Here is an 11,611-nt window from a genome sequence, read left to right as displayed (position 1 = left end):
CCTGATGCAGCGCTGGCCGGTCACCATCCTGTACGTGGGCGTCCGCGGCAAGATCGATCAGGAGCTCGTGGCCCGCGAAGGCATCGACTTCAAGGCCGTGACCGCCCGCCCCCTGCGCACCGGCACGCTGCCGGGCACCGCGCGGGGCGCCGCCTCGCTTGCCGCCGGCACTGCGCAGGCCGTTCGCATCCTTCGCGCCTTCAGCCCCGACATCGTCTTCGCGACCGGCGGTTACGGCAGCGCCGGGGTGGGCCTGGCCGCTAAGCTGCTCAAGCGTCCCCTCCTCCTCTTCCTTCCCGACGTCGAGGCCGGCATGGCCGTGAAAGCCCTCGCGCGTGTCGCCGACCGCATCGCCGTGACGGTCGAGCCTGCCCTCGGGTCCGTGCCCCGCGGCAAGGCTGTCGTGACCGGCTACCCGGTCCGCCCCGAGTTCTTCGGCGTCGACAGGGACGCTGCCCGCTCGCACTTCGGCCTCGAACGCGCGCGGCCGGTGCTCCTTGTCTCGGGCGCGAGCAGCGGCGCCAACCGGATCAACAGGGCCATCGCCGCCTTCGCCCCGTCCTTCCTCGAGCGAGGCCAGATCGTCCATCTCTGCGGCCAGGCCGACGAGGCCTGGCTCCAGGCCCAGCGCTCGCGGCTGGCGCCGGAGCTCGCCGCACGCTGGAGGCTGTACTCCTACCTCCACGAGGACATGGCGCTGGCCATGGCAGCAGCCGACCTCGCGGTCATGCGCGCCGGAGCATCGACTCTCGGTGAACTACCGGCGACGCGCCTGCCCGCCGTGCTCGTCCCCGGCGAGTACGAGGGCTGGGACCAGAGCCCTAACGCCCGCTATCTGGAGAGCGAGGGCGCCGCGGTCATGCTCCCCCAGGCCCGACTCGACCACGCCCTCGAGCCCACCATAACCTCACTCCTGGCCGACGGACAGCGGCTGCAGCGCATGCGCGATGCGCTGGCGCGGCTCGCGCGCCCTGACGCCGCGGCGAACCTGGCCGGCCTCGTCGCCGAAATGGCGGCCGTGCGAGAGGCGGTGCCAGCATGACGGGCGAAGCCGCGCGCCGCATCCGTGATGACATCGAGCGCTCCTGGCGTCCCTTCCGAGACCTCGCGGAGTCCTTGCGTCCCCGCCTGGACGAGAACACCCCGGCCGGCTGGACCGCCAAGGAGATGCTGAGCACCATCGCCTTCTGGGACGAAGCCGCCGTCGGCTGGATAACGATCGGTTTGCGCGGCGAGACGTTGCCAGATGGCTGGGCCTTTGGCAGCGGCTATGTGCCAGCCGACAGCTGGCCGCGGGACTACGAGCACAATGCCCGCGAGGCCGAGTGGGCCAGGGACAGGGCCGTCGACGAGGTCCTGCTGCGCTGCGACGCCGCCCACGCGGGCCTGCTCGAAATCATCGAGACCGTCACGGACGAGGAGGCGGCCGCGAACGCGGCCTACTTCCCCGGCCTCGGCGGCCACTATCGCGACCACATGCCGGAGCTCGAAGCGCTCGCCGGGAGGCAGGAGTGACCTCCGAGAGCATCCCCCAGCGCGTCCACCTGGTCGGCATCGGCGGCATGCACATGTCCGCTATCGCCCGGATCCTCCTCGCCTGGGGACACGAGGTCAGCGGCTCCGACCTGCGCCGCTCGCACCTCACGGACGAAGTCGAGCGCCTTGGGGCGAAAGTCTACATCGGCCACGATGCCGCTAACCTCGCCTCTGACCCGGGGCCACAGCTGGTCGTGACCACGTCCGCCGCGACCGCGGACAATCCGGAGCTGGCGGAGGCGCGGCGCCGCCAGCTGCCGGTGATCAAGCGCGCCGACATGGTCGCCCGCATCATGGCCGGCAAGCGAGCGGTCTGCGTCGCGGGCAGTCACGGCAAGAGCACCACCAGCGGCCTCATCGCCTACATCCTCGCCCGCGCCGGCCGCGACCCCACGTACCTCATCGGCGCCGAGGTGGCCGACCTCGGGACGAACGCGGCCCCCGGCGGCGGCCCGGACGTGGTGGTCGAGGCGGACGAGTACGACCGCGCCTTCCTCAGCTACAGCCCTTCGGTCGCCGTGGTCCTCAACCTGGAGCCTGACCATCTCGACTACTACAAGACCATGGACGCCCTGCGCGAGGCCTTCGAGGGCTTCGTGGCCCGTACCGTCCGCGGCGGCACCGTCCTTCTCTGCGCCGACAGCCCGGGCGCGATGGCGCTCGCCGGCCACGTGCCGCCCGGGGTGAGCACCGAGACCTACAGCCTGCGCCACGACCTCCGCCTGCCCTCGAGCGTGGCTGCCCGCGCGGGCTGGTACGCGCGCATCCTGCGGAGCGGCGATATCGCTGCCGCCTCCGAGCAGCGCTTCGAGGTTGTGCGCTACGGCGACTCTCTGGGTGAGTTCTCGACGCGCCTCGCCGGCGCGCACATGGTCTCCAACGCCCTCGCTGCCATCGCCGCCTGTTCGGCCCTCGGGCTGACGCCGGCCGAAATCCGCGGCCCGCTCGCGGAGTACAGGGGCGTCGGCCGGCGCTTCGAGAAGGTCGGTGAGGACTCCGGCATCACCCTGATGGACGACTACGCCCACCATCCGACAGAGATCGAGACCCTGGCCGCGGCCGCGCGCCAGCGCTTTCCCGGCCGCCGCCTGGTGGCGCTGTTCCAGCCCCACACCTACGCCCGCACCCGCTACCTGCTGGACGGCTTCCGGACCTGCTTCCGCGGCTTCGACCGCCTGTACCTGCTGGAGACCTACGCCGCCCGCGAGGCCATCGCCGACGGGATGACCGCCGAGCAGCTCTCACATGAGGTCGAATCGCCGGCGGCCGGCTACTTCCCGGACTTCGAGTCCGCGGCCGACGGCATCGCCGCGGAGTTGCAGCCCGGGGATGTCTTCTTCACCGTGGGCGCCGGCGACGTCGACGCCGTCGGGCCGATGGTGCTCGAGCGCCTCCGCAAGCGGCGCGGCGCCCTCGAGGCTCCTCGCCCGGCCGCTGGTGGTTAGCATGCTGCTCTCGCCAGGCTTCCTCCGCGACCTCGAAGCGATCGCCCCGGTGAAGCTCGATGAGCCCCTCGGCCGCTACACGACCTTCGGCGCCGGCGGCCCCGCCGACGCCTACGCCGTCGCCTCGTCGGCGCGCCAGGTGTCGGACATCGTGCGCCTTTGCCGCCGCGCCGGCGTCCCCTTTTTCATCCTCGGCTCCGGCAGCAACATCGTAGTTGGCGACCGCGGCATCAGGGGCGTCGTCGTCGGGAACAGCGCCCAGACCCTGACCGAGCCACGACTGCAGGGCGAAGGTGGCGCGTATCTCGTCCGCGCCGACGCGGGCTGCAGCTTCGCGGCCATCGCCCGCCGCTTCGCCTTCGCCGGATATGCCGGCCTCGAGTGGGCCTGCGGCATCCCCGGCTCCCTTGGCGGCGCCGTCGTCTACAACGCCGGCGCTTACGGCGGCTGCCTGGCCGACGTCCTTCAGCGCGTGGTCATCGCCACGGACGACGGCGACCTGGAGCTTGCGGCGGCCGACCTCCACCTCGTGTATCGCGCCAGCGACTTCACTCGCGGCCTGATGGCTGGCAAGGCCGTTATCGCCGCCGAGTTCACCCTCTGGCCCGGAGACTCCGCCGTCCTCCGCCGCCTGGTGCGGGAGTACGACCAGCGACGGCTCGCCGCTCAGCCGCGAGGGCGCAATGCGGGCTCCTTCTTCAAGAACCCGCCCGGCCAGCCGGCCTGGAAGCTCCTGGACGCCGTCGGCCTGCGCGGCTACCGCATCGGCGGCGCCCAGTTCTCCGAGAAGCACTGCAACTTCATGGTCAACGCCGGCGGCGCCACCGCCGCCGATGTCGCCGCGCTCAAGCGCGAAGCGCAGCGTCGCGTCCGCGAGCGCTTCGGCATCGAGCTCGAAAACGAGGTCGCCCTGGTGGGTGAGGGCTTCGGAGACGCTGATGCCTGACCGCCTGCGCCTGGGCGTCATATTCGGCGGCCGCTCGACCGAGCACGAGGTCTCCGTCGTCTCGGCCCAGCACGTCATTGCCGCCGCTGACCGGAAGCGCTTCGAGGTCGTCCCCATCGGCGTCACGAAGTCCGGCGTCTGGCTCTCGGCAGCGGAGACGAAAGCCGCGCTCGACCTCCCGGAGCCGCCCTTCAAGAAGACGCTGCGCGGCGGCGAGGGCCAGGCGCGCGGCCCGGCGGCGATTCAGCGCGGGATCGAGGCCCTCTCGGCCGTCGATGTCGTCTTCCCTCTCGTGCACGGCACCCATGGCGAGGACGGCACCCTCCAGGGTCTGCTCGAACTGCTCGACATCCCCTATGTCGGCTGTGGTGTCGCCGCCAGCGCCATCGGCATGGACAAGGCCCTCATGAAGGCAGCCTTCATCGCGGACGGGCTGCCCGTGGGCCAGCACACCATCGTCCACCTGCACGACTGGGAGCGCGACCCCGGCGCCGGCGCCCGCTTGATCGAAGCGCGGCTGCCGTACCCCTGCTTCGTGAAACCGGCTAACGGCGGGTCGAGCGTGGGCGTGTCAAAGGTCCGCAATCGCGAAGAGCTCCTCGACGCCATCCAGGTCGCCTCCGAGTGCGACACCAAGGTCCTTGTCGAGGAGGCGCTGAGCGGCCGTGAGGTCGAGTGCGCCGTACTGGGCAACCATGACCCGGAGGCTTCGCCCGTGGGCGAGGTGCGCTACCGCCGCGAGTTCTACGACTATGAGGCCAAGTACCTGGACCCCGCCACCGAGGTCATCGCCCCGACCGACTTGCCCGCTGACGTCGTCCGCCGTGTCCAGGACCTCTCGCTGCGCGCCTTCCAGGCGATCGACGGAAAAGGGCTAAGCCGAGTAGACTTCTTCCTAAAAAGCGACGGATCGTTGATAATCGAAGAAATAAATACGATTCCCGGATTCACGCCCGCCAGCATGTACCCTCGCCTCTGGGAGGCGGCGGGGGTAAGCTACAGCGAGCTAGTGACGCGCCTGGTCAACCTGGCGCTCGAGCGGCACAGGGAGAAGCGTATTGCCTGAAGACCGCACCCCCCGCCGGCGGTCAAACAGCAGCAAGACCAGAGCCAATCGCCACCGCAGACACCCGCGTTGGCTCCTGGCTTTTGCCGTGATCTCCCTTGCCTTCGCGGCTGGCCTTACCTACGCCGCCCTCCATCTCCCCATCACGCGCGTCCAGCAGGTGCGCGTAACCGGCACCGAGACCCTCGACACGGCCGCGGTAGCCGAGATCACGCGCCTTGCCGGCCAGAGCATGTTCCGTCTCGACCTGCACGGGGCGCGCAGGCGCCTGCTCGAAGTGCCCCAGGTCAAGGACGTGCGCTTTTCCCGCGACTGGCCGAACACTGTGACGGTCAGGGTTGTCGAGCGCGTGCCCTGGGGCTACTGGTCCGTCGGCGGCCGCGACTACCCCGTCGACTACGAGGGCGTCGTCCTCGCTGCCGGCGCCCCCTCCGCCGCCTCCACGCGCATCGTCGAGACCGGCGCCAGCAGGATCATGGGCCCCGGCGACCGCGTAGACCCCGACGCCATCGCCCTCGCCGACCGCATTTTCCGTGAGTCGCCGTCCGTCCTCGGACGCGGCGTCAAGGAGCTGGAGTACAAGGCCGGCGTCGGCATCACCGCCGTCTTCACGAACGGCCTGCGCGTGACCTTCGGCGACGACCGTGCCTACGACTACAAGTTCGCGGTGCTGTCCAGGTTGCTCGAACAGCTCGGCGCCGCGGGCCGGACGCCGTCCGCCATCGACCTGCGCTTCGGCGAGAGGGTGACCTACCAGTGAAGACCGGCACCTACGCGGCCATCGACATCGGCACCTCGAAGGTCTCCACCCTCGTTGGTGAGGTCAGCAGCATCGAGGCCGGGCCGGGCGTGGGCCAGGCCCTGCGCATCCTCGGCGTTGGCGTCGCTCCCTCGCAGGGGATCAGCCGCGGCATGGTGCACAACATCCGCGAAGCCCAGGAAGCGATCCGGGCGTCCGTCGAAAAGGCGGAGAGGGCCAGCGGCACGCGCATCCTCTCGGCGCACGTCGGCATTGGTGGCGCTCACATCGAGAGCATCAACAACCGCGGCATCGTCGCCGTCCCGGACCGCACGCACCCCATCTCGCGCGACGACATCGCGCGGGCCCTGGAGGGCGCGAAGATAATCAGCATCCCTTCGAACCGCGAGATCCTGCACGTCGTCCCACGCTACTTCGTCGTCGACGGCCAGGACATGGTCAGCGACCCCCTGGGCATGTTCGGCCAGCGCCTCGACGTCGAGGCCCACATCATCACCGTCGCCTCCAGCGCCATCGCCAACGTCACCAAGGTCGTCGAGGGCGCCGGCGTGCAGGTGGACGAGCTCGTGCTCGAGCCGCTTGCCGCGGCCGAGGCCGTCCTCACCGGCGAGGAGAAGCGCCAGGGTGTCATCCTTGCCGATATCGGCGGCGGGAGCACGGACATCGCCGTGTACCTGGAGGGCGCCATCCATCACACCGCCACCCTCCCTGTCGGCGGTACTCACGTCACCAAGGACCTCGTGGTCGGCCTGCGCTGTCCCTATCACAGCGCCGAGGAAGCGAAGGAGGTCTACGGTCATGCCCTGCCCAGCACCGTGCCCGCCGACCAGATGGTCGAGATCGAGTCCTTCGGCGCCGAGCGCCAGCGCAGTTACTCCCGCCGCCAGATCTGCGAGATCGTGCAGGCCCGCGTCGAGGAGATCCTGGAAATGGTCATGACGGAGGCCGGGCGCACGGTCGAGCCGCGCATGGTCTCGGCAGGCCTCGTCCTGACCGGCGGTACAGCGCGCCTGCCCGGTATCGACTTCCTCGCCGAGCAGGTCACTGGCCTACCGGTGCGCGTGGGCTACCCGCAGCACATCTTCGGCCTGATCGACGAGCTGGTGGACCCGGCTTACGCCACCAGCGTCGGCCTCCTGCAGTGGGCCGTCGGCGCGCACGAACTCGTCATGTCGGCGCGGATGCCAGCCGGCCCCACGGCCCTCGACGGCCTGTTCCGGAAGATTGGCTCCTGGTTCAGAGTCCTCTTACCCGAATGAAACCTGAGACGAGCGGAAGACGAAGTCGCGAATGGCGCCGAAGCAGCACTGCCCTCGCCGGCGAGTGGCGAGGGGCCGGGGGTGAGGTTTGCAGCGCTCCCTGTGGCAGCAAGATGACGAGATGCATGACCGGGGCCCGCCCGCGACCCAGGCCGGGGCGCGGGGCCAGAGGCCGGGCGGTGCGGTTGAACAAGGAGGTCCCATGAAACCGATACGTGATTACGACGGACTGCCACCGATAAAGGTCGTCGGCGTGGGCGGCGGCGGCTGCAACGCGGTCAACCGCATGGCCGGCGAGAAGATACACGGCGTCCAACTCGTCGCCGTCAACACCGACGGTCAGGCACTGGCTCACGTCAATTGCGACCTGCAGATCCGCATTGGCGACAAGCTGACGAAGGGCCTCGGCGCCGGCGGCGACCCCGCCCGGGGCGCCCGCGCCGCCGAGGAGAGCCGGGACGAGATAAAGGACGCGGTCCGCGGCGCCGAGATGGTCTTCGTCACGGCCGGCATGGGCGGCGGCACCGGCACGGGCGGCGCGCCGATCGTCGCGGAGGTTGCGCGCGAGACTGGCGCCCTCACCATCGGCGTCGTCACCCGCCCCTTCTCCTTCGAGGGCACGAAGCGCGCCGAGCGGGCCGACGAGGGCATCGAGGCGCTGCAGGAAAAGGTCGACACCCTGATCGTCATCCCCAACGACCGCCTGCTCTCCATCTGCGATGCCAAGGCCTCTATCGAGGACGCCTTCCGCACCGCCGACGACGTCCTTCGCCAGGCGATCCAGGGGATCTCCGAGGTCATTACCCTCACCGGCATCATCAACCTCGACTTCGCCGACGTGCGCAAGATCATGAGCGAGGCGGGCCCGGCGCTGCTCGCCATCGGCCGCGGCCGCGGCGAGAACCGCGCCGCCGACGCCGCCCGCGCCGCGATCTCAAGCCCACTTCTCGAGATCAGCATCGAGGGCGCCCGCGGCGTGCTGTTCAACATCGTCGGCGGCAAGTCGCTCGGGCTCATGGAGGTGAACCAGGCCGCCCAAGTCATCCGTGACGTCGTGGCGCCCGACGCTGAGATCGTCTTCGGCGCCGCGCTCGACCCCGAGCTCGGCGACGAGGTCAAGGTCACTGTAATCGCCACTGGATTCAGCGGCGCCCGCCAGGCCCAGCGCGATGCCGAGCCCGAAGCCGCGACGCATGACCTGCGCGACTTCGAGGACCGTCTACGCCCCATCCGGCCCGACGTGCTGCCGGCCGTCGACACGGAGCTCCCCACCTTCCTGCGCCGCAGCGTTACAGCGCGCTGAGCGCGGGGGTGGATGCAGGTCCCTCCCTCAGGGAGGACTTTCGAAAGGAGGCGATGGATCTAGCCAGGGGGAGCTCAAGCCCCGTCCTTCAGAGGGAAGGACACCAGGAGGCCGGCGGCAATCAGGGGAGAGCAGCCGGCCTCCTCCTATCGCGGCGCCTCCACTGACCCTCGTGACCTCGTGCCCCGCACCTGGACGCCGTGGCGGCGGCCAGTTGGCCAGGGCTGGCGGCCTGGCGGCGCCTTCACCGGCGCCCGATTACGCTCTTCGATATGCCGCCTGTCTCCATCCGCCCCGCCACCCGCGCCGATGTCCCCTTGCTCCTGGGCTTCATCCGCGCCCTCGCCGAGTACGAGCGCGAGCCGCAGGCCGTCGTCGCGACCGAGGCTGACCTCGACCGCTGGCTCTTCGGCGAGCGGCCGGCCGCGGAAGTCGTCTTCGCCGCCATCGACGGCGTCGACGCCGGCTTCGCCCTGTACTTCCCGAACTTCTCCACCTGGCTTGGCAGGCCTGGCCTCTACCTCGAAGACCTCTTCGTCCTTCCGGAGTACCGCCGCCGCGGTCTCGGCCGCGCGCTTCTGGCGCACCTCGCCCGCATTTGCATAGAGCGCGGCTACGGCCGCCTCGAGTGGTCCGTCCTGGACTGGAACGAGCCCTCCATTGCCTTCTACAAGTCGCTGGGGGCGAAGGCGATGGACGAATGGACAACGTACCGCCTCGAAGGCGAAGCCCTCCGCCGCCTCGCCGTCAGTCCGGCGTAACGCCGCGCAAGCGACGGCCCCCGGGCTCCGCCAAGCGCTCGCGCCCGGTCTTCGCGCCGGTCACGTCGCTCTCGTGGCGATCCGGCCCACCGGTCGGATGGCTCATGCTGCAAATGCGGCCCAGGTTACTTGAGGACTCTCGGCCCCTGGCCACCCCCGGGAGCGGATACCCGGACCCGTTATGCCCGCTCGATGGTCGCGCCCAGCGCCCTCAGCTTCCCGGCCAGGTCCTCGTGCTTGCGGTCGATGTGGTAGACGTCGCTGATCTCTGTCTTGCCCTCGGCGGCGAGGCCGGCGAGCACCAGCGCGCCGCCCGCGCGCACGTCCAGCGCGCGCACCACGCTGCCGTACAGGTTCGTAGGCCCAGTGATGATCGCGGTTGAGCCAGCTGTGATCACGTCGGCTCCCATCTTTCGCAGCTCGCCGATGTACAGCAGCCGGTTCTCGTATACGCGCTCGTGGATCACGCTCACGCCCTGCGCCTGCGTGAGGAAAGCGGCCAGATAGGGCTGCAGGTCCGTCGCCAGTCCGGGGTAGGGCAGCGCCTGCGCCTGCACGCTCGTGAACTGGGGCACGTCGCCGCAGACCCGTAGCCCGCCCTCACTGGCCTCGATCTCGACCCCTGCAGACGTGAGCTTGCTCACGAGCGCATCGAGGTGGCGCGGCTCCACGCCCTCGATCTCCGCCTCGCCGCGCGAGATGGCAGCGGCGATCATGAAGGTGCCCGTCTCCAGCCGGTCCGGGATGATCTCGTGCCGGGCGCCGTGGAGCTCCGCCACGCCCTCGACCTCGATGATGCTCTGGCCGGCGCCGCGGATCTTCGCACCCATGGAGTTCAGCATGCCGATGATGTCCACGATCTCGGGCTCGACGGCGGCGTTGACTATTGTGCTCGTCCCTTCGGCAAGGACCGCCGCGAAGATGATGTTCATGGTGCCGGTGACGCTCGGGTAGTCCAGGAAGACGCGCGTCCCCTTCAGGCGGTCACCCTCGCGCGCCACCTCCGCCACGTACTGCTCCCCACGCCGGCTCACCGTCGCGCCGAGGGCGCGAAAGCCGGCCAGGTGTACGTCCAGCGGCCTCGAGCCGATGACATCGCCCCCCGGCGAACAGGCCGCGGCCTCGCCGAAGCGCGCCAGCAGAGGCCCCATCACCTGGAAGCTGGCCCTCTGGTTCGCCACGATCTCATTCGGCGCGTCGTAGCGGACGATCTTGTCGGCCCGGAGTCGCCAGCGCCCTCCTCCCTCGTTTCGGACCTCGGCGCCGAGGAAGGAGAGGATGGCGCCCATCATGCGCACGTCCTCGATATCGGGCACGTTGTCGAGGACGACCTCTTCGCCGGTCAGGAGCGCGGCCGCGAAAGCTGCGTCCGCGGCGTTCGAGGAGCCACTGACGCGGACCCGGCCGCTGAGCGGCTTCTTGCCCTCGATCACGAGCTTGCCGCTGCCGGGCAAATTCTGCCTCCTCTCGAAGGCAGCATAAGTTGACCGCATTCAGGGCCGCAATAACTTCGGTCTCTCGCCCTTGTGTCGTCTCGTCGCGCCGATGCGGGAAGGGGCGCCGCGGCCGCTAGCCGCGGCCTTCGCGCCGATGCCGGAAACGGCTGCGACGAGTGACCGTACGCCCGCCGGACAGTACCCTGAGGAAGCCCCTATGCGATACCTGGTCATCGCGCTCGTGGTCGCAGCCGCCTCACTTGCCCTTCCCCGGGCATCGGTCAGCGCCACCCTCGGCGGCACATACATCTCTGGCGGCGCCCTGCCTTATGAGATCCGCCTCGCGCCCGCCGACGAGGACGCCTTCATGCGCCGCCTCAACCCGCCGCCGCGTCTCAGCGAGCCACCGCAGACGACCGCCCGCGCCTACACCATCCGCAGTCCCTACTGGGCCCAACTCATGCCGGGCACACCCGGTGTCCGCGGGCCCGCGGGCGAGACCGCGACCTACTACCCGGAGGGCGGTTACGTCAGCGCCGCCCGCTCCGACGGCACGACAACCTGGCTCGTCCTTGACGTACGCCAGCAGGCGATCCTCGCCCGCTACGTCAGTCTCGGCGAGCGCGGCCTCTTGCCCTCCTGGCCGGCCGCCCTCGAGGTCATCCGGGCATCTGTCGAGACGGGCGAGCAGGTCGCCATCCAGATCGGCGGGCATGTCCTCTCCGAGGAGCAGTCGGCGAGGTTCTGGCGCCAGTCCATCGGCCTGCCCGTCCCGCCTCCGCCTGTCCCTGGCCGCCTCGTGCCCCGGGAGACACCGGTCGCGGTCGCGCCGCTGGCAAGCGGCGACCTACCCGTCACGCTAACCCTTGCCGAAGGCCGCTCACTTCACTTCATCTACAGGGCGCAAGCGGGACGCCTGGAAGACACGCTCGGCTACGAGACCTACGGGCTCTCGCCCGGCTGGCTGGCCTCAGTGCTCGGACAGGACATGGGAAATGCTGCCTTCGCCGCCATCCCGCAGGACGAGGGCCCTGGCTCGCCGATCTGGATGGCGACCTGCTCGCCCGTCTCGACAGATGCCCGGATGACCTCGAGGGCG

At 70.0% G+C, this 11,611-nt stretch carries 11 protein-coding genes; 10 read left to right on the top strand and 1 reads right to left on the bottom strand.

The features are described 5' to 3' along the window. From VNN10_01080 to VNN10_01040, 9 genes are all read left to right on the top strand, one after another. A partial coding sequence (locus tag VNN10_01080; GenBank protein ID HXH20590.1) for a UDP-N-acetylglucosamine--N-acetylmuramyl-(pentapeptide) pyrophosphoryl-undecaprenol N-acetylglucosamine transferase occupies positions 1-1,042 on the top strand: 1,042 nt, incomplete at its 5' end. Then, complete coding sequence (locus VNN10_01075; protein ID HXH20589.1) at positions 1,039-1,515, top strand: hypothetical protein; 477 nt, start codon at positions 1,039-1,041, stop codon at positions 1,513-1,515. The genes VNN10_01080 and VNN10_01075, both read left to right, overlap by 4 nt. Further along, on the top strand, positions 1,512-2,981 hold the full coding sequence (gene murC / locus VNN10_01070; protein ID HXH20588.1) for a UDP-N-acetylmuramate--L-alanine ligase: 1,470 nt from the start codon (positions 1,512-1,514) through the stop codon (positions 2,979-2,981). Before VNN10_01075 ends, murC begins: the two co-directional genes overlap by 4 nt. Before the next feature lies 1 nt (position 2,982). Beyond that, positions 2,983-3,927, top strand: a complete 945-nt coding sequence (gene murB / locus VNN10_01065; protein ID HXH20587.1) for a UDP-N-acetylmuramate dehydrogenase — start codon at positions 2,983-2,985, stop codon at positions 3,925-3,927. Beyond that, positions 3,920-4,993, top strand: a complete 1,074-nt coding sequence (locus VNN10_01060; protein HXH20586.1) for a D-alanine--D-alanine ligase family protein — start codon at positions 3,920-3,922, stop codon at positions 4,991-4,993. The genes murB and VNN10_01060 overlap by 8 nt, the downstream gene beginning before the upstream one ends. 88 nt (positions 4,994-5,081) lie before the next feature. Next, on the top strand, positions 5,082-5,753 hold the full coding sequence (locus tag VNN10_01055) for an FtsQ-type POTRA domain-containing protein (protein HXH20585.1): 672 nt from the start codon (positions 5,082-5,084) through the stop codon (positions 5,751-5,753). After that, positions 5,750-7,012 carry a cell division protein FtsA gene (ftsA, locus tag VNN10_01050; protein ID HXH20584.1) on the top strand — a complete coding sequence of 421 codons (1,263 nt, stop codon included), beginning with the start codon at positions 5,750-5,752 and terminating at the stop codon, positions 7,010-7,012. Before VNN10_01055 ends, ftsA begins: the two co-directional genes overlap by 4 nt. Positions 7,013-7,214: 202 nt before the next feature. Continuing rightward, positions 7,215-8,315, top strand: coding sequence for a cell division protein FtsZ (gene ftsZ, locus VNN10_01045; protein HXH20583.1), 1,101 nt, complete (start codon positions 7,215-7,217; stop codon positions 8,313-8,315). Positions 8,316-8,587: 272 nt separating this feature from the next. Continuing rightward, a complete protein-coding gene (locus tag VNN10_01040; protein HXH20582.1) occupies positions 8,588-9,076 on the top strand; it encodes a GNAT family N-acetyltransferase in 489 nt (162 codons plus the stop codon). A 179-nt stretch (positions 9,077-9,255) separates the two neighbouring features. On the opposite strand, the gene murA is transcribed toward VNN10_01040, so the two are convergent. Beyond that, positions 9,256-10,530: a UDP-N-acetylglucosamine 1-carboxyvinyltransferase gene (murA, locus tag VNN10_01035; protein ID HXH20581.1), complete on the bottom strand. Its 1,275-nt coding sequence runs from the start codon at positions 10,528-10,530 to the stop codon at positions 9,256-9,258. A gap of 199 nt (positions 10,531-10,729) precedes the next feature. Between murA and VNN10_01030 the strand changes: the two genes are divergently transcribed. After that, on the top strand, positions 10,730-11,611 hold an 882-nt coding region (locus VNN10_01030), incomplete at its 3' end, for a hypothetical protein (GenBank protein HXH20580.1).

The sequence above is a fragment of the Dehalococcoidia bacterium genome (genome assembly GCA_035574915.1).
GTDB lineage: Bacteria > Chloroflexota > Dehalococcoidia > DSTF01 > WHTK01 > DATLYJ01.
The sequence above is the reverse complement of the archived record's forward strand: the minus strand, read 5'-3'. Positions and strand labels throughout refer to the sequence as shown.

Bases quoted from the DNA above. Each gene is read 5' to 3' on its own strand.
- VNN10_01075 (HXH20589.1), top strand. From the start codon at position 1,039: ATGACGGGCGAAGCCGCGCGCCGCATCCGTGATGACATCGAGCGCTCC.
- murB (HXH20587.1), top strand. From the start codon at position 2,983: ATGCTGCTCTCGCCAGGCTTCCTCCGCGACCTCGAAGCGATCGCCCCG.
- VNN10_01060 (HXH20586.1), top strand. From the start codon at position 3,920: ATGCCTGACCGCCTGCGCCTGGGCGTCATATTCGGCGGCCGCTCGACC.
- ftsZ (HXH20583.1), top strand. From the start codon at position 7,215: ATGAAACCGATACGTGATTACGACGGACTGCCACCGATAAAGGTCGTC.
- VNN10_01040 (HXH20582.1), top strand. From the start codon at position 8,588: ATGCCGCCTGTCTCCATCCGCCCCGCCACCCGCGCCGATGTCCCCTTG.